At 72.9% G+C, this 16,863-nt stretch carries 16 protein-coding genes; 9 read left to right on the forward strand and 7 right to left on the reverse strand.

Going from position 1 to position 16,863, the window contains the following annotated elements:
* Positions 1-140: 140 nt before the first annotated feature.
* The 5 genes from trpS to ACIP5O_RS27325 all read left to right on the forward strand — a co-directional run bounded on the left by trpS (position 141) and on the right by ACIP5O_RS27325 (position 5,201).
* On the forward strand, positions 141-1,232 hold the full coding sequence (gene trpS / locus ACIP5O_RS27305; protein WP_401297594.1) for a tryptophan--tRNA ligase: 1,092 nt from the start codon (positions 141-143) through the stop codon (positions 1,230-1,232).
* Positions 1,233-1,257: 25 nt separating this feature from the next.
* On the forward strand, positions 1,258-1,845 hold the full coding sequence (locus tag ACIP5O_RS27310) for a hypothetical protein (protein ID WP_401297596.1): 588 nt from the start codon (positions 1,258-1,260) through the stop codon (positions 1,843-1,845).
* A gap of 153 nt (positions 1,846-1,998) precedes the next feature.
* Positions 1,999-3,081: a sugar ABC transporter substrate-binding protein gene (locus tag ACIP5O_RS27315; protein ID WP_401297598.1), complete on the forward strand. Its 1,083-nt coding sequence runs from the start codon at positions 1,999-2,001 to the stop codon at positions 3,079-3,081.
* Positions 3,082-3,132: 51 nt separating this feature from the next.
* Positions 3,133-3,909, forward strand: a complete 777-nt coding sequence (locus tag ACIP5O_RS27320) for an ATP-binding cassette domain-containing protein (RefSeq protein ID WP_356545464.1) — start codon at positions 3,133-3,135, stop codon at positions 3,907-3,909.
* Positions 3,906-5,201 carry a sugar ABC transporter permease gene (locus ACIP5O_RS27325; RefSeq protein WP_401297601.1) on the forward strand — a complete coding sequence of 432 codons (1,296 nt, stop codon included), beginning with the start codon at positions 3,906-3,908 and terminating at the stop codon, positions 5,199-5,201. Before ACIP5O_RS27320 ends, ACIP5O_RS27325 begins: the two co-directional genes overlap by 4 nt.
* A gap of 28 nt (positions 5,202-5,229) precedes the next feature.
* Here ACIP5O_RS27325 and ACIP5O_RS27330 read toward each other — a convergent pair whose 3' ends face one another.
* Both ACIP5O_RS27330 and ACIP5O_RS27335 read right to left on the reverse strand, forming a co-directional pair.
* Positions 5,230-6,921 (reverse strand): BCCT family transporter, encoded by a 1,692-nt coding sequence (locus ACIP5O_RS27330; protein WP_401297793.1) that lies wholly within the window; start codon positions 6,919-6,921, stop codon positions 5,230-5,232.
* A gap of 209 nt (positions 6,922-7,130) precedes the next feature.
* Entirely contained in the window at positions 7,131-8,135 is a 1,005-nt protein-coding gene (locus tag ACIP5O_RS27335) for an aminoglycoside phosphotransferase family protein (RefSeq protein ID WP_401297603.1), read from the reverse strand.
* A gap of 125 nt (positions 8,136-8,260) precedes the next feature.
* On the opposite strand from ACIP5O_RS27335, the gene ACIP5O_RS27340 reads away from it, so the two are divergent.
* Positions 8,261-8,443, forward strand: a complete 183-nt coding sequence (locus ACIP5O_RS27340; RefSeq protein ID WP_401297604.1) for a hypothetical protein — start codon at positions 8,261-8,263, stop codon at positions 8,441-8,443.
* Here ACIP5O_RS27340 and ACIP5O_RS27345 read toward each other — a convergent pair.
* From ACIP5O_RS27345 to ACIP5O_RS27360, 4 genes are all read right to left on the reverse strand, one after another.
* Complete coding sequence (locus tag ACIP5O_RS27345; protein WP_401297605.1) at positions 8,407-8,781, reverse strand: VOC family protein; 375 nt, start codon at positions 8,779-8,781, stop codon at positions 8,407-8,409. The two genes, ACIP5O_RS27340 and ACIP5O_RS27345, sit on opposite strands and share 37 nt — an antisense overlap.
* Before the next feature lie 294 nt (positions 8,782-9,075).
* Positions 9,076-10,116: an NAD(P)-dependent alcohol dehydrogenase gene (locus ACIP5O_RS27350; protein ID WP_401297607.1), complete on the reverse strand. Its 1,041-nt coding sequence runs from the start codon at positions 10,114-10,116 to the stop codon at positions 9,076-9,078.
* Between the two features lie 36 nt (positions 10,117-10,152).
* On the reverse strand, positions 10,153-10,926 hold the full coding sequence (locus ACIP5O_RS27355) for an SDR family NAD(P)-dependent oxidoreductase (RefSeq protein ID WP_401297609.1): 774 nt from the start codon (positions 10,924-10,926) through the stop codon (positions 10,153-10,155).
* On the reverse strand, positions 10,923-11,609 hold the full coding sequence (locus ACIP5O_RS27360; RefSeq protein ID WP_401297610.1) for a TetR/AcrR family transcriptional regulator: 687 nt from the start codon (positions 11,607-11,609) through the stop codon (positions 10,923-10,925). The genes ACIP5O_RS27355 and ACIP5O_RS27360 overlap by 4 nt, the downstream gene beginning before the upstream one ends.
* Before the next feature lie 301 nt (positions 11,610-11,910).
* Here ACIP5O_RS27360 and ACIP5O_RS27365 point away from each other — a divergent pair, with 301 nt between their 5' ends.
* Both ACIP5O_RS27365 and ACIP5O_RS27370 read left to right on the forward strand, forming a co-directional pair.
* On the forward strand, positions 11,911-12,582 hold the full coding sequence (locus tag ACIP5O_RS27365) for a beta-glucanase (protein WP_401297796.1): 672 nt from the start codon (positions 11,911-11,913) through the stop codon (positions 12,580-12,582).
* Between the two features lie 113 nt (positions 12,583-12,695).
* Entirely contained in the window at positions 12,696-13,427 is a 732-nt protein-coding gene (locus tag ACIP5O_RS27370) for a hypothetical protein (protein ID WP_401297612.1), read from the forward strand.
* A 17-nt stretch (positions 13,428-13,444) separates the two neighbouring features.
* On the opposite strand, the gene ACIP5O_RS27375 is transcribed toward ACIP5O_RS27370, so the two are convergent.
* Complete coding sequence (locus ACIP5O_RS27375; protein ID WP_401297613.1) at positions 13,445-15,433, reverse strand: SpoIIE family protein phosphatase; 1,989 nt, start codon at positions 15,431-15,433, stop codon at positions 13,445-13,447.
* 375 nt (positions 15,434-15,808) lie between these two features.
* Between ACIP5O_RS27375 and ACIP5O_RS27380 the strand changes: the two genes are divergently transcribed.
* Positions 15,809-16,861 (forward strand): iron-siderophore ABC transporter substrate-binding protein, encoded by a 1,053-nt coding sequence (locus tag ACIP5O_RS27380; RefSeq protein WP_401297615.1) that lies wholly within the window; start codon positions 15,809-15,811, stop codon positions 16,859-16,861.
* Positions 16,862-16,863: the final 2 nt, after the last annotated feature.

Genomic DNA, 16,863 nt, shown 5'->3' on the forward strand with positions numbered 1-16,863 from the left:
GTCTGAGCCGGTGGCGCTCCTCCTAGGAGCGGCCACCCCTCACGCATGACCCAAGGGCCGTTCGGACGAACGGCCCTTTTCGCATGTCCCGGAGCGGGGTCCTGACGTTCGGCGGCGTCCTCGACCCACCAGGAGACCCCGTGAACACCACCGTCCTTCCCGGCACCGTTCCCGCCGCAGTTCCCTCCGCCGTGACGCCCGACGCGCGGGTCCGCAGCGCCGCCGTGGAGGAGGAGGTCCTCCGGAGCCCGGGACGGTTCCGCGTCCTCACCGGCGACCGGCCCACCGGGCGGCTGCACCTGGGGCACTACTTCGGCACGCTCCACAACCGGGTCCGGCTCCAGGACCTCGGGGTGGAGCTGTTCGTGATCGTCGCGGACTACCAGGTCCTGACCGACCGGGACGTGGCGGACGACCTGCCCGGGCACGTCGAGGAGCTGGTCCTGGACCACCTCGCGATCGGGGTGGACCCGGCGCGGAGCACGATCTTCACCCACAGCGCGGTCCCCGCCCTCAACCAGCTGATGCTGCCCTTCCTCAGCCTGGTGTCCATGGCCGAGCTGAACCGCAACCCCACGGTCAAGGACGAGATCGCCCACTCCCGGCAGTCCGCCGTCAGCGGCCTGATGTTCACCTATCCCGTCCACCAGGCGGCCGACATCCTCTTCTGCAAGGCGAACCTGGTCCCGGTCGGCCAGGACCAGCTGCCGCACCTGGAGGTCACGCGGACGATCGCCCGCCGCTTCAACGCCCGGTACGGGGAAGGGGTGTTCCCCGAACCCGAGGCGCTGCTCTCCGACGCGCCGCTGCTGCTGGGCACCGACGGCACCAAGATGAGCAAGAGCCGGGGCAACGCCGTCACCCTCGCGGCGGGCGCGGACGAGACCGCCCGGCTGATCAGGGGCGCGAAGACCGACTCCGAGCGCCACATCGCGTACGACCCGGTCCACCGCCCCGAGGTGGCCTCGCTGCTGCTCCTGGCGGCCCTCTGCCAGGGCCGCACGCCCGAGGAGGTCGCCGCCGGGATCGGCTCCGGCGGGGCCGCCGCGCTGAAGGGGACCGTGACCGAGGCGGTCAACGAGTACCTGGCACCGATCCGGGCCCGCCGCACGGCGTACGCGCGGGACCGGACGTACCTGCGCGAGGTGCTGCGGGAGGGGAACGAGCGCGCCCGGGCGGTGGCGGACGCCACGCTCGCGGAGGTGCGCACGGTCATGAACAGCCGCTACTGAGGGGCGGACGGCGCCGCCCGGGACGGTGCTCGCCGTCGGGGCGGGCGTCCTCGGGCTGCGCTGGCTCCTGCTCCTCCTGACGGCGCCGTGGAACCTGTACTTCCGGGCGCACACGGTCCTCGCCCAGATCGCGGTCGGCCGCGAGAAGGGCCTCGTGGTCTCCGGGGAGCGGGACGCCGAGGCGCGGCGGATCGCGCGCGTGATGCTGCGGGTCGCCGTCGCGACCGGCCGGGAGGCGGGCTACTGGTGCGCCGGGTTCTTCCTGCTGAGCACGGCCTTCCGGCCGGCCGGCGCGTACTTCGGCCAACTGCGCGTCAGGCTGGGCATGTTGCTCAGGAAGGTGGGGTATCCGCGGGACGACGTGGTGGCGCTGCGGGAGCGGGTGGCCGCCCTCGAAGCAGGCGCTTCGGTGCTCCAGGACAAGGTGGAGGAGCAGTACCGGGCCCTGGCCGAGCTGCGGCGGACCGTGGACGCGGTCGGCCTCTTCGCGCACGAGCGCGCCGAGCGGACCGAGCGGAGCGTCGCGGCCCTGGCGCGCGAGTTCGAGGCGACGGTGAACCGGCTCACCGACAACGAGGAGATCATCACCGGCCTCACCACCGCCCCCTCCTGAGCGTCCTCGTGGGCGGCCCGGTCGCCGGGGTTGCCGCTTCACCCGCTTGCCGCTCCCCGGGTTGCGGCTAATGTCGATATATAGGCCATGTGTGCCCCCGCGTACCCGCGCTCACGAGAGACGGGAAGCGGGGGCGTACGAAAGGAACCTTCCATGAGCCGTACATTGCGGGGCGCGATCGCACTCGCCGGAGCCGCGGCCCTCTCCCTGGGCGCGGTGGCGACGACCGGAGCGGCGCAGCCGGCCGCGGCGCAGGGCGAGGTGAAGATCGGTCTGCTGCTGCCGGAGAGCAAGACCACCCGGTACGAGAAGTTCGACCGGCCCTACATCGAGGCGAAGATCAAGGAGCTGGCGCCCGGGGCGCAGATCGACTACTACAACGCCGCCGAGAGCGCCACCACCCAGCAGCAGCAAGTGAACACCGCGCTCGCCAAGGGCGACAAGGTCCTCATCCTGGACGCCGTGGACGCCAAGTCGATCCAGTCCTCCGTGCAGAAGGCCCACGACGCGGGCGTCAAGGTCGTGGCGTACGACCGCCTCGCGCAGGGCCCGGTCGACGCGTACGTCTCGTACGACAACCGCAAGGTGGGCGAGCTCCAGGGCAAGGCGCTCCTCGACGCGCTCGGCGACAAGGCGGGCAGCGGCGAGATCGTGATGCACAACGGATCGCCGACGGACCCGAACGCCGCCGAGTTCAAGGCCGGCGCGCACTCGGTCCTGGACGGCAAGGTGAAGATCGGCAAGGAGTACGACACGCCGAACTGGGACCCGAACAACGCCAACCAGCAGATGTCCGGTGCCATCAGTTCCCTGGGCAAGGACAGGATCGTCGGCGTCTACTCGGCCAACGACGGACTGGCCGCCGGCATCGCCACCGCCCTGAAGGCGGCGGGCATGAACGTGCCGCTGACCGGCCAGGACGCGCAGCTCGACGCCATCCAGCGGATCCTGCTCGGCACGCAGACCATCACGGTCGAGAAGCCGTACAAGCCGGAGGCGGACATCGCCGCGACGATGGCCGTCGACCTGGCCGAGGGCAAGCCGATCCCGTCCGACCTGACCCCCGCCACCGTCACCAGCGGCAGTGGCCAGAAGGTCCCCGCCTCGCTCCTGACCCCGGTCGTGGTCGACAAGTCCAACATCAAGGACACCGTCGTCAAGGACGGGCTCTACACGGTCCAGCAGATCTGCACCCCGACCTACGCGGCCGCCTGCAAGGAGGCCGGTCTCCAGTAGTCGCGAGCCGTCCGTCCCCACCGGGGCGGACGGACGGAGGAGGCGGTTGCCTTGCCCGAGTCACCCGTGCTCACCCTGCGGGGGGTCTCCAAGCGGTTCGGCGCGGTCCAGGCCCTGAAGGGCTTCGACCTGGAGGTCCACCCGGGCGAGGTCGTGGCGCTCGTCGGCGACAACGGCGCCGGCAAGTCCACCGCCGTCAAGGCGATCGCCGGGGTGAACCCGCCCGACGAGGGCACCATCGCGTGGGAGGGGCGGCCGGTCTCCATCACCCGGCCCCACGACGCCCAGAACCTCGGGATCGCCACCGTCTACCAGGATCTCGCCCTGTGCGACAACCTCGACGTGGTCGCCAACCTGTTCCTCGGCCGCGAGCTGCGCAGGTTCGGGATCCTGGACGAGGTCCGCATGGACCAGCGGGCGCGCGAGCTGCTCGACACGCTGTCGATCCGCATCCCGAGCGTCCGCATCCCCGTGGCGTCCCTCTCCGGCGGGCAGCGCCAGACGGTGGCGATCGCCCGTTCGCTGATCGGCGACCCGAAGGTCGTGATCCTGGACGAGCCCACCGCCGCCCTGGGCGTGGAGCAGACCGCCGAGGTCCTCGACCTGGTGGAGCGGCTGCGCGACCGGGGCCTCGGGACGATCCTGATCAGCCACAACATGGTGGACGTGATGGCGGTCGCCGACCGGATCGCCGTGATGCGCCTGGGCCGGAACAACGGCTTCTTCGACAAGCGCTCGACGACCACCGAGGAGATCATCTCCGCCATCACGGGGGCCACCGACAGCGCCGTCACCCGGCGCCAGGCCCGCAAGCGGGAGGAACCGTGAAACGGGACCGTCTCTCCAAGGGCGCCGGCGGAGCCGCCGACAGGGCCTCCCAGGAACCGGCCCCCGGCGCCGTGCCCGCCGTGGACACCCGCCTCCTGGTGCGCGAGGAGGGCGTCAAGGGGTACGTCGGGGAGTTCCGGCGCAAGCTGCGCAGCGGGGAGCTGGGGTCCCTGCCCGTCGTCCTCGCCGTGATCATCATCTGGACGGTGTTCGGCAGCCTGGACAGCACGTTCCTCTCCGCCCAGAACCTCTCCGACCTCAGCCAGCAGATCGTCGGCACCGGCATGATCGCGGTCGGGATCGTCTTCGTGCTGCTGCTCGGCGAGATCGACCTCTCGGTCGGTTCCGTGAGCGGTCTGTGCGCCGCGATCTTCGCCGTGCTCAACGTCCTGAACGGCATGAACGAGTGGCTGGCGCTCCTGGTCGCCGTGGCGGGCGGCGCGGTCGTCGGGCTGATCCACGGGTTCTTCTTCGCCAAGGTGGGCGTGCCGGCCTTCGTCGTCACCCTGGCGGGCAACCTGGCCTGGAACGGGCTGATGCTCCAGGTGCTCGGCACGAGCGGCACGGTCAACATCCCCGCCGAGAGCATCGTCGCCGAGCTGTACTCGACCGTCTTCCACAGCCCGGTCGCCGCCTACGCGACCGCGGCCGTCGGCGTCGGGCTCTTCCTGGCGGCCTCGCTCCTGGACGCCCGGCGGCGGCGCGCGGCCGGGGTGCCGTCCCGGCCGGTCGCCGAGATCGTGCTGCGCACGCTCGTCATCGCGGCGCTCGCGTTCGTCACCGCGTACATCCTCAACCGGTACCAGGGGCTGCCGCTGGCGCTCCTGATCTTCCTGGTCCTGCTGGTGGTCCTGGACTTCGTGCTGCGGCGCACCACGTACGGGCGGCGGATCTTCGCGGTGGGCGGCAACATCGAGGGCGCGCGCCGGGCGGGCATCAGCGTGCCGTTCGTCCGGATGACGGTCTTCTCGATCGCCGGGACCATGGCGGCGATCGGCGGTCTCTTCCTCGCCGGGCAGATCCAGTCCGCGAGCCAGACCTCCGGCGGCGGCAACCTGCTGATGAACGTGATCGCCGCGGCCGTCATCGGCGGTACGAGCCTGTTCGGCGGGCGCGGCTCGGTCTGGTCGGCGCTGCTCGGCGCCCTGGTGATCGGGTCGATCCAGTCGGGCATGAACATCATGGGCGTCAGCAACGCCGTCCAGTTCATGATCACGGGGTCGGTGCTGCTGGCCGCCGTGGTCGTCGACTCGCTGTCCCGCAGGAGCCAGAAGGCGGCGGGCCGCGCCTGACCGGGGCCCCCGCCGTCTCCGCGCTCCGTCAGGAACCTCCCTGCCCCGGCGTCCCGGGGCCGTCCTGGCCCGGCTCGCCGGGTCCGATCCGCAGCTCGAAGTCGCCGGCGTACTTCTCGTGGCCGGCGATCACCGCGAGTTCGACGGCCTCCTCCCCCATCTCGCCTCGGACGATGAGCGGATCCCTGCGCAGGTCCCGCATGAGCGCCACGCACATCCCGATCATGACGAGCACGAACGGCGCCGCCACCAGGATGGTGAGGTTCTGCAGGCCCGCGAGCGCGTCGCCCTGGCCGTCGCCGATGAGGAGCATGATCGCGGCGACCGCGCCGGTCACCACGCCCCAGAAGACGACCACGGGCCGGGTGGGTTCGAAGGAGCCGCGCTGCGAGAGCGTCCCCATCACGATGGAGGCGGCGTCCGCCCCGGACACGAAGAAGATCCCGACGAGGACCATCACGAGGAGGCTCATGGCGCCGGCGATCGGGAACTCCTGGAGGACGCCGAAGAGCTGCCCCTCGGGGGTGGTCTCCCCGGCCAGTTCGCCCTGTTCGCTGAGCTTCATCGCCGTTCCGCCGAAGATGGCGAACCAGATCAGGCTGACGGTGCTGGGGACCAGGATGACCCCGCCGACGAACTGCCGGACGGTCCGGCCCCGGCTGATGCGGGCGATGAACATGCCGACGAAGGGCGTCCAGGAGATCCACCAGGCCCAGTAGAAGACGGTCCAGCTGCCCAGCCAGTCGTGGATGTCCTCGCCGCTGGTCGCCTCGGTGCGGCCGGCCAGCTGCGGCAGGTCGCCGAGGTAGGCGGCGATCGAGGTGGGCAGCAGGTCGAGCACGATGATGGTGGGGCCCGCCACGAAGACGAAGACGGCGAGGACCGCCGCGAGCACCATGTTGATGTTGGAGAGCCACTGGATGCCCCGCTCCACGCCGGAGACGGCGGAGAGGACGAAGGCCACGGTGAGGACCGCGATGATGGCGACGAGCAGCCCGGTGCCGGTCTTCTCCATCCAGTTCAGCTCCTGGAAACCGCTGCCGATCTGGAGCGCGCCGAGGCCGAGGGAGGCGGCGGAGCCGAAGAGGGTGGCGAAGATGGCCAGGATGTCGATGATCCGGCCGGGACCGCCGTACGCCCGCTTCTCGCCCATCAGCGGGACGAAGACGGCGCTGATGGTCTGGCGGCGTCCGCGCCGGAAGCTGGAGTAGGCGATGGCGAGGCCGACGACGGCGTAGATCGCCCAGGGGTGGAGCGTCCAGTGGAAGAGCGTGGTGGCCATGGCGGTCTGCATCCGCTCGGCCGAGTCGACGGGGTGGGTGCCGGGCGGCGGGGTGCCGTAGTGGGCGAGCGGTTCGCTCACGCCGTAGAACATCAGGCCGATGCCCATGCCGGCGCTGAACATCATGGCGATCCACGACACGGTCCGGAACTCGGGGCCCTCCTCCTCCCGGCCGAGGGTGATCCGGCCGTAGCGGCTGACGGCGAGCCACAGCGCGAAGACGACGAATCCGGAGGCGGCGAGCATGAACGCCCAGCCGCCGTCGCGGATCAGCCCCTGGAGGAGGGTGTCGGAGACGTCCTCCAGGCTCTCGGTGGCCGTGGCTCCCCAGACGACGAAGGCCACGGTGAGGACGGCGGTGACCCCGAACACGATCCGGTCGGTACGGGCGTGGTGGCGGCGGTCGGAGCGGACGAGGAGGGTCGGCAGCACCGGCAGCCCCCGGCTCCTCGCCCGCGCGGCGCCTCTCCGGCGGCTTTCCGGCCTCTCTTCTTCCTGCGACACGGGCGGCACCTTTCACGGCATTACGGGACAAACATCGCTATGTCTCCGTAAGGCAGTACCACGGGCGCGGCCCGTCCCGGCGGACCAACAGGCCTTCGCGCCCCCTCCGTCTCCCCCTCCCCCCTCTCCCTCCCCCTCCGCGGTCAGACCGCCGCGTCCCCGAACGGCGTCGTCGGGGCGAAGAGCTCCCCCAGCCAGTGGGCGCTCGCCTCGGCGCAGCCGGTGGCCGGGGTGCCGGGGAAGAGGCGGAACCACGAGGCCGCCCGGCCGAGGGCGGCGAGGCGGGTGGCGAGCGCCGCGGCACGGCGCAGCTCCGGGAGGGAGGGACCCAGGTCGGTCCAGGGCTCCAGATAGGCGTCGCGCAGCCGGCCCGCGCGCTCGGGTCCGTACCGTTCGAGGACGGCGCCGGCGGGGACGAGCAGGCTGCCGAAGGGGTGGCCGACGGCGGCGTCGCCCCAGTCGAAGAAGGTGAAGCGGCCGGGGGCGGGGGCGAGCACCTGTCCGTCGTGCAGGTCACAGTGGTCGAGCGAGTCCGGGACGCCGTACGCGTCGAGCTCCGCGCACCAGTCGAGCAGGCGGGGGCGCCCGGCCACGAGGCCGCGGCGGGCGGCCGGGTCCAGGGCGGCGTTGTCCGCGACGAGGCCGTCGAAGAGGCCGGGCAGCCGGGCGGTGCGGGCGTCGGGCACGCCGAGGGCGGTCATGCGGTCCGCGTACGGGACGAGTGCCCGCTGCATCCGCGCGTACTGGGCGACGGCCCGCTCCCAGGAGTCCGGTCCCGCGCCGCCCGCGTCCAGGACGTGCCGGAAGAGGGGCCCGCCGTCCGGGAGCAGCGACCACGCCCGGTCGGCGTCGACCGCCAGCGGGGTCACGACGTGGTCGGGCACCCACCGCGCGAGGGCGTCGCCGAGGGGGGCCTCGAAGGCGTTGTCCGGCGCGCCCGCCTTGAACCAGACCGCGTCGCGCTCACCGGGACCGGTGCGGAAGCGCACGAGGACCGACCAGGGGCGGACCCTGACCTCGCGGGTCCCGGTCTCGCGCAGCCCGTGCCGGTCGAGCTCCCGCTCCGCCCACGCGAAGGCGGCGGCGCGCCAGCCCTCCTCCTCCCAGGGGGTGACCGCGTCCGCGAACCGCCCGCGGTCGACCGTCATGGGGATCGTGGATGCCGTGGATGTCTCTCGTCGCATCGGTCGATCCCATCACCGGGGCGGGCGGGACGCACTCGAAATATCCGGGGCCCGACGGGGGGCCGTGGAGACCGGAGGAGGCGGACAGGGTGACGGACGTGCGGCTCGACGACGAACCGGCCGAGCGCCTGTCGCAGGCGGTCGCCGACGTGCCCCGCCGGGACGCGGTCGTCCACGGCGGGGCCGTCGTGGCGCGCGACGGGGAGTTCCCCGACCGGCCCCGTGGCGGGCCGGGTTACAGGTACGGGCGGGTGATCAGCTCCATCGCGTGACCGGCGGGATCCTTGAAGTAGACCCCGCGGCCGCCGTGTTCGGTGTTCGTCTCGCCGGGCCGCCGCATCTGCGGGTCGGCCCAGTGCTCGACGCCCTGCTCGCACAGGCGCCCGTACGCCCGCTCGAACAGCTCGTCGTCGACCAGGAACGCGTAGTGCTGCATCTGGATCTCCACCGGAGGCTCGGCGAACTGGATCAGGACGCCGTCGGGGAGCTGGACGTTGACGAACGGACCCCAGGAGGGTGCTTCGGGCAGCTCCAGGAGCTCTCGGAAGAACCGCGCCGACTCGTGCCGGTCCTTGGCCGCGACGATGGTGTGGTTGAAGGTGACTGACATGGGGACGACCTCGCTCTTGTTCGACAGGGAAGGGGGTGCGCGGTGCTCGTGCACCGGGTGGTCCCCGTGTCGAACGGAGGGGGCGCGCTCTCCGCGCCCGCCGAGCCGTCAGTCGTCCACCGGGTCGCCCGTCCGTGTGTGGCGTATCGCCGATCCGGTGTTCACGTCGCAGGACGTTACGTGATCGGCACGGTTCGCAGCAAGGTTGTTCGAGGGAATCGGCCGATGGCGGTCACGGCCGGTTTCGGGCCGGGGCCTCGCGCGCGTGCGCCGGTCCCGGGCCCCGCGGGGCGGTCAGCCGTTCGGCAGGATGACCGCGCGTCCCTGGACGCGTCCCTCGTGCAGCCGCTCGTAGGCCTTCGGCGCGTCGTCCAGGGCGTACGTCTCCACGTGGACGTCGACGGCGCCGGCGCGGGCCAGGTCGAGCACCTCGATCAGCTCGGCGCGGGTGCCCCAGTACGGGGAGGCCACGGAGACCTCGTACGCCGGGGAGCCGAAGCCGACGGGCAGGGCGCCCCCGCCGAGGCCGACGATCGTGACGTCGCCCTCGACCGCGGCCATCGCGCCCGCCGAGGTGACCGTGGGAGGGGCTCCCACGAAGTCGAGGACGACCTCGGCGCCGCGGCCGCCGGTCAGTTCGCGGACCCTGGCGGCCGCCGACGCGTCGGAGAGCACGGTCTCGTGCGCGCCGACGGTGCGGGCGAGGGCCAGCTTCTCCTCGGTGACGTCGAGGGCGACGACCCGGGCCGCGGTCATGGCCCGCAGCAGTTGGATGGCGACGTGGCCGAGCCCGCCCGTGCCGATGACGACGGCCGTGCTGCCGGGGACGAGCTTCGGCAGGGACCGCTTGACGGCGTGGTACGGGGTGAGGCCCGCGTCCGTGAGCGGCGCGGCCCGCACGGGGTCGAGGTCGCCGAGCGGGACGAGGTGGCGGGGGCTGTCGACGACCATGTACTCGGCGATGGCGCCGGGTGCGCCGAGGCCGGGCGGCCTGATGCCCAGCTCCGCGGCCCGCGGGCAGTAGTTCTCCTTGCCCTGCGCGCACATGAAGCAGGCGCCGCAGCCCCAGGGACCGTAGACGGCGACCGCGTCGCCGACGGCGAACCCCTCGACGCCCGCGCCGAGCGCCTCCACGGTACCGACGCCCTCGTGGCCGAGGGTCAGGGGCAGCGGGAAGGGGATCTGGTCGGCGGGCCGGCTCATGACGGCGATGTCGGAGTGGCAGACGCCGGCGGCGGTGACCCTGAGGAGCACCTGCCCGGGGCCGGGCTCCGGGTCGGGGACGGTGACGACCTCGGGCGGGGCGCCCACCGCGCGGTACTGGAGTGCCTTCATGACGGGATGTCCTTCGCTCTCGCTCTTTCCGGTGGCTCAGCGGGCGGCGTAGGCGCCGTCGACGAGGTGGTAGCTGCCGTGCACGAACGACGCCCGCTCCGAGAGCAGGAACGCCACGAGCTCGGCGACCTCCTCCGCACGGCCCAGGCGGCCCGCCGGGTGCAGGGCGACGAGGGCGTCGTACGCCTCCCGGCCGAGCCCGGCGAGGAGGGGGGTGTCGATGTAGCCGGGGCCGACGGCGTTGATACGTACCCCCTGGGGGGCGTATTCGAGCGCCGCCGTCTTGGTGAGGCCGACGACGCCGTGCTTGGCCGCGACGTAGGCGGCGCTGCCTGCGGAACCGTTGGTGCCGAGGATGGAGGACATGTTCACGACGGCTCCGCCGCCGGAGGCGACGACGGCCGGGAGTTCGTGGCGCAGGGAGTGGAAGACGCCGTAGAGGTTGGTGGAGACGACGCGCCGCCACTCCTCGGCGGGGGTCTCGCCGATCGGGACGCGGGCTCCGGCGACGCCGGCGTTGTTGACCGCGAGGTGCAGGCCGCCGAAGGCGGCGACGGTGGCCTCGACGCCCTCCCGGACGGAGGCGTCGTCGGTGACGTCCATGCGTACAGCGAGGGCCTCGGCGCCTTCGCCGGTCAGTTCGGCGACCGCGGCGGCCGCCTTCTCGGCGTCGAAGTCGGCGACGGCCACGGCGGCGCCGCCGCGGGCGAGGCGGTGGGCGACGGCGAGGCCGATGCCGGAGGCGCCGCCGGTGACGAGGGCGGTCCGGCCGGCGAACTCCTGGGGGTCGGTGGTGAGGGGCTGTGTCATGACGGTTCCTCGGGGGGGTGCGTGGTGCGGTGCCGACGGGACCGGACGCGGGGCCGGGTCCCGGCGGGCGGGGGTTCGGTCGCGAGCAGGGCGAAGGCCTCCTCGACGAGGTCGGGCAGCGCGGTCCGGGGGCCGTCGAGGACCCAGGCGCGCACGGCCGCCAGGAGCGCGCCGGCGCCGGCGCCCACGGCGACGGCCGGCCGCAGGTCGCGTTCGGGGTCGGCGCCGATCCGCTGTGCGACCAGGCGCACCGAAGCGGCCTCGCCCTCCAGGAGGACGCGCCGGAGCACGGCGCGCAGGGGCGCGTCGCGTTCGGCGAGGTGGAACAGCTCGCGCACGCCGTCGCGGCGGTGCCAGGCCGGGAGTGCCGGGTCGGCGAGCCAGGTTCGCAGGGCCGCCCGGTAGGCGGTGAGCGGGGCCTCCGCGCCGGGGCGGGCGGCGAGCGCCTCGTTGATCCGCGCGCAGTCGGCCCTGATGCCGTCGACGACGGCCTCCTCCTTGGAGGCGAAGTAGCGGCTGAAGGTGCGCCGCGAGACGCCGACCGCGTCGGTGACGTCCTCGACGGAGACTCCGGCCGGTCCGCGCTCCAGGACGAGCCGCAGCGCGGCCTCGCCGAGCGCCTCACGGGTCCGCGTCCCCTTCGGGCCGCGCCGCGGGCTCCGGCGTTCTCGCTCCGTGCTCATAAATGCACCGTACACCTATTAATGTCCCGGTGGGACATTCCTGGCCAACCCTTCCTCCACCTGCCGGAACGCGGTGAAACACGGCGGCGCGAGGTGACGACTTGTCGCCAACCAGTGACCCTCCGTGGTTGACCTGGGCGGGGCGCGGGCAGATCGTCCGTGGGCCGATGGACGCCCGTGTGAGAGCTGAGAGGAGTGAGCCGTGCTGTCCGACTTCATCGACCGATTGCTGCGCCGCGGCGCGAGACCGGGTTCCGGCACGGGGCCGCCCCCGGGAGCCGGGGCGACCACGGGGCCGGGGGTGCCCGGCCAGGCGCAGCCTCCCCGGAACCTCGTCCTCGACGCCGACTTCTCCTCCGCCGAGCAGTGGGTCGCCGGCCGCTCCTGGGCCTATCCCCACGGTGGTCCGACCAACCCCGGCGACAACAAGCTCGACCACCTCACGGACGATCCGGCGTACAGCCGGGGCGGGGTCTTCCGGGCGACCCCCCGGCCCGACGGGCGCTGGACCGCGGGGCTGCTCACCACCGAGGGCAGCGCCGAGGGGTTCCTGGTGCGCACGGGCGACGTCCTGGAGGCCCGGGTGCGGCTGCCGGTGGAGATCGGCGCCTGGCCGGCGATCTGGACCTGGCGCGACGGCGGTCAGGAGATCGACGTCTTCGAGTACCACCCCGACAATCCCGACCTCCTCGAACTGTCGAACCGGGTACGGGGGCGCCACCACTACTTCCGGGACCCGGCCGTCCGCCCGGGGGCGTGGATCGACTTCCGGGTCGAGTTCGGCGCGCGCTCGGTGGTGTGGTGGGTGAACGGCGCGCGGGCCTTCGACGACCGTCGCGGGGTGGGCCGTTCCTGGCGCGCCCACCTCATCGTGAACCTCTCGGTCTGCGCGGGGCGCTACCACCCGGCGCCCGGGGCCGGCACGGCGGAGATGTCGTACGAGGTGACGGAGCTGCGCGTGTACCGCGGCTGACCCGGGCCGCGCGTCGGCGGGGGAAGCGTCGTCGGAGGAACGGGTGTTGCGTAGGCTCGAACAGAGCGTTCCGCGCACCCGCACCGTGCCGCCCGTACGACGAGGAGGACCCCATGACCACCGCCGAAGAGGGACGGCAGCGGCTCGACGCGGCCAGCGTGCTCAACGCGAAGAGGACGCTGCTCCAGCTCCTCGCCCGGGCCGGGGTCTGGTCCGGCGACGCGGAGGAGATGATCGGGTTCGTCGAGGCGGGCGCCCTGGCCCTCGCGTACGAGGAGATCGGCGGGGCAGGGCGGAGCGCCCCGGACGGGAAGGGCGGGGCCTACGCCGCCGGTTGGCTCGACGGAGCCCGTGCCGTGGCCGACGAACTCGGCGGTGTCGCCGAGCGGGCCCTGCGGCAGGCCCTCGCCGCCGATCCCACGGCCGGCTCCCCCGACGACCGTCCTCCCGTCGGGCGCACGGAGATGGAGCGGACCAAGGTGGCGGTCACTCCGATCTACCTCTCGTTCACCGACGTCTCCGACCTCGACCCGGAGGTCACCGAGCAGGTGCTCGGCGCCGTGCTGCGCACGATGAACTCCCGTCAGCGCTCCCGGTACGCCGGGCGGTTGGCGGAGTTCGCCACGACCCACCGCGAGCGCCTGGAGCGGCTGTACGCGGAGTACGGGCCGGGCAGCGCCATCGCGATCCACGGCCGCTACACCCTCGTCCACTCCCCCACCAGCGTCGCCGTCCTGGAGCGGCTCGCGGCGGCGCCCTCCGCCCTGTACGAGGAGTGGGACGCCGCCGAGCTGCCGCCCGCGTGGCTGGACGGCCTGACGCGGGCCTGGGACGCGCCCGCCTGACCCGCCCGCACCGCGCGTCAGCCGACCGGTTCCGCGCGGAAGGCGATCATGGCGGTGTCGTCGCGGTGGTCGGAGAGGTCCTGGAGGAGACGGAGCAGCTCGGGCAGGTCCTCGTCGCGGTGGAGCGCGGCCGCCCGCAGGAGGCGGCGCTGCCCGGTGTCGAGGGAGGTGCCGGGGGTCTCGATGAGCCCGTCGGTGTACTGCAGGAGGGTGTCGCCGGGGGCGAGGTCGTACGCGTGGGTGGTCCGGACGAAGTCGGGGGCCACGCCGAGCGGCGGGTCCTCGCCGCTGCCGTCGAGGAAGCGGGGCTCTCCCCGGGCGGGGACCAGCAGGGGCGGCGGGTGCCCGGCGTTGGACCAGGTCATCCTCCAGGTGCCGTCGGGGCGCCGGCGCAGATGGGTGTGGACGACGGTGGTGAAGGAGCCGGCGTCGAGGCCCTCGGCGGCGTCGTCGAGCATGGTGAGGACCGCCGCGGGCGTGCAGTCGGAGCCCTTGTTCCAGGCGAGGGCGCGGAGCATGCTGCGCATCTGGCCCATGACGGTGGCGGCGCCGAGGTCGTGGCCCGCGACGTCCCCGATGTCGAGGACGAGGGTGCCGTCGGGGAGCGTGATGGCGTCGTACCAGTCGCCGCCGATCTCGTTGGCCGGGCTGGCCGGCTGGTAGCGGGCGGCCAGGCCCGCCCCGGGCACCGCGGGCGGGCGGGTGAGCTGGGCGCGCTGGAGGCGCAGCGCGGTGCGGCGGGCCTGCTGGAGGTCGAGGACCTTGCGGATGGGCCGCTGCGCGTGGTGCAGGACCTCGCGCAGCAGCTCGACGTCGGCGGGTTCGGGGACGGGGGTGTCCCCGCTGGTGGCGGTGGTGGCGTACCCGAGGACGATGTCGTCGACGACCAGGGGGACGAGGGTCATGCTCGTGGCGCCGGACGCCGTGAGCCACCGCTCGGTGACCTCCGGCACCAGACCGGGCGGGACCCGGCCGTCCGGGGACAGCCGGAACGTCCTCGGCCCGCGGCTCTCGAGGACCTCCCGCATGACCGGGGTGACCGTGACGGTCTGCCCCATCGGCGCGGGTGCGGGCGGGAGTCCGGGGCGGGTGGCGGAGGCGACCCGCCGGGCCGTGACCGTCGCGTGCTCCGGCAGCGGCCACTCCTCGTGGGAGAGGAGCAGGATCACGCAGGCGTCGGTGAGATCGGGGACGACCGAGTCCGCCACCGCGGCGAACGCCGTGTCCAGGCCGCCGCCCGACGTCTGCGCCACCCGGGCGAGGAGGTGTTCGCGCAGCTCCGCGCCCCAGGTGTCCTCGATGTCGACGGTGGCGGCGACCCACTCCTCGGCCCGCCCGTCCCGCACGATGGGGACGCAGCGCGTGGACATGTGGCGGTAGGAGCCGTCGGCGGTCCGGAGGCGGAAGGTGTTCTGGTAGATCTCGGGGGGACGCCGGGCGAGCGCCCGGTGCCAGGCGTCGACGAGCGCCTCCCGGTCCCGGGGGTGGACGTGGGCGTACAGCTCCTCGCCCTCCTGGTCGGGCAGGGGGGTTCCGGTCACCTTCTCCCAGCCGGGGACGATCTCCTCGACGTCACCGTTCGCCCGCACCACCCACACCATCTGGGAGACGGCCGTCACCAGGGCCTCGAAGCGCTGGAGCGCGCGGGTCTCGGCGGTGGTCTCCAGGATCACGACCAGGACCCCGTCGCCGACCGGGGTGGTGACGGGGGTGCAGGAGGTGACGAAGTAGCGCACCTCGTCCGGGCCGCCGGGGACGGGCAGCAGGGAGTCGGTGAGCTGGCGGGGCCGTCCGGTGGCGAGGACGTCGTCGAGGACGGAGAGGAAGCGGGCGGCGGCCGGTTCCGGGTAGGCCTCCCGGGCGGGCCGGCGGAGGGGGCGGTCGCCGAGCATCCTCCTGTACGCGGCGTTGACGTAGACCAGCAGGTGGTCGGGGCCCCCGAAGAGGGCGACGGCCGCCACGGTCGCGTCGAACAGCTTGGGGTCGAGGGCACGCGCCGGGCTCATCGCCCGTCCGCCCCCGTCCGGGCCGGCGGGAGATCCGGCCGCCCGTCGGTCCGCCGACGATCCGGTGCGATCATCCTGTGACCCTTTCGTCCTTCCGGCGCGTGATCCCCTGCATCCTCCAGGGGACCGCGCTTCGGGGGCCCGCGCCACACGGGCGGCTGCTCCGTTCGTGTGCCTCCGTACGTCGCCCACCTCGCCTTTCGGCCCTCGGGCCCGCCCCTCCCCGGGGTCGGCACCCCTGGCGTTCGAGCCGGTGAACGAATAGGTTAGGCTCACCTAACAAGCGCTCGCGGCAGCCGCCGTCCCCACGTGGTCACGTCCGCGGGGGCGTGGACGCGGCGCTCGCACACCTCTGCCCGGAGACAAGGAACCGTCATGCCTTCTGTGTTCACCCCTCTTCGCCGCCGCGCCCTCGTGGCGGGGGCCGCCGCGGTCTCGCTCGGCCTCATGGTGACCGGGTGCGGCTCGGACGACGGAAAGGACGACGCGGCGGGTCCGACGTCGAAGGCTCCGGCGGGCGCGTTCCCCGTCACCATCAAGAGCGCCCTCGGCGAGGCGGTCATCAAGGACGAGCCCAAGCGCGTCGTCACCCTCGGCCAGGGCTCCGCGGAGACCGCCATCGCCCTCGGCAACGTCCCGGTCGGCATCGAGGAGTACCCCTGGGGCAGCGACAAGACCGGCTACCTCCCCTGGATCCACGAGGCCGTGACGAAGTCCGGCGCCACGCTGCCGAAGCAGTTCAAGGGCGGTGAGGAGCTCGACATCGAGGCCATCACCGAGCTGGAGCCCGACGTCATCCTGGCCCCCTGGTCCGGCCTCACGCAGAAGCAGTACGACATCCTCAAGGACATCGCGCCGACCGTCGCCTACCCCGAGAAGGCGTGGAGCACCAACTGGGACCAGCAGATCGAGATCGTCGCCAAGGCGCTCGGCCGGCCGGAGAAGGCCAAGGAGCTGGAGGCGAAGATCGACAAGCAGCTCGCCGACGCGGCCGCCTCCCGCCCGAACTACAAGAACGTCACGTTCTCGTACATCTACAACACCGGCCCCGGCACCCTCGGCGTCTTCAAGCCCGAGGAGCAGCGCGTCGCGATGGTCTCCAAGCTCGGCCTCAAGGTCGACCCGGTGGTGAACACCTTCAAGGAGACCGAGGGCACCGACTCCGCCCTGATCGGCCTGGAGAACGCCAACAAGCTCGCGAAGAGCGACATCGCCTTCACCTTCTACATGGACGAGAAGTCCCGCAAGACGGTCGAGGCCCAGCCCCTGTACGCGGCCATCCCCGCCGTGAAGAAGGGCGCGCTCGTCTACAGCCACGACACCCCGTTCGTCACCGCCTCCTCGATGATCAACCCGCTGACGGTGCCGTACAGCATCGAGCGCTACCTGCCGATGATCGACAAGGCCGTCGCCAAGGCCGGGAAGTAACG

The organism is Streptomyces sp. NPDC088915, from assembly GCF_044749825.1.
GTDB lineage: Bacteria > Actinomycetota > Actinomycetes > Streptomycetales > Streptomycetaceae > Streptomyces.

Bases quoted from the DNA above. Each gene is read 5' to 3' on its own strand.
- ACIP5O_RS27375 (WP_401297613.1), bottom strand. From the start codon at position 15,433: ATGAGCCCGGCGCGTGCCCTCGACCCCAAGCTGTTCGACGCGACCGTG.
- ACIP5O_RS27360 (WP_401297610.1), bottom strand. From the start codon at position 11,609: ATGAGCACGGAGCGAGAACGCCGGAGCCCGCGGCGCGGCCCGAAGGGG.
- ACIP5O_RS27315 (WP_401297598.1), top strand. From the start codon at position 1,999: ATGAGCCGTACATTGCGGGGCGCGATCGCACTCGCCGGAGCCGCGGCC.
- ACIP5O_RS27355 (WP_401297609.1), bottom strand. From the start codon at position 10,926: ATGACACAGCCCCTCACCACCGACCCCCAGGAGTTCGCCGGCCGGACC.
- ACIP5O_RS27350 (WP_401297607.1), bottom strand. From the start codon at position 10,116: ATGAAGGCACTCCAGTACCGCGCGGTGGGCGCCCCGCCCGAGGTCGTC.
- ACIP5O_RS27335 (WP_401297603.1), bottom strand. From the start codon at position 8,135: ATGACGGTCGACCGCGGGCGGTTCGCGGACGCGGTCACCCCCTGGGAG.
- ACIP5O_RS27370 (WP_401297612.1), top strand. From the start codon at position 12,696: ATGACCACCGCCGAAGAGGGACGGCAGCGGCTCGACGCGGCCAGCGTG.
- ACIP5O_RS27345 (WP_401297605.1), bottom strand. From the start codon at position 8,781: ATGTCAGTCACCTTCAACCACACCATCGTCGCGGCCAAGGACCGGCAC.
- ACIP5O_RS27380 (WP_401297615.1), top strand. From the start codon at position 15,809: ATGCCTTCTGTGTTCACCCCTCTTCGCCGCCGCGCCCTCGTGGCGGGG.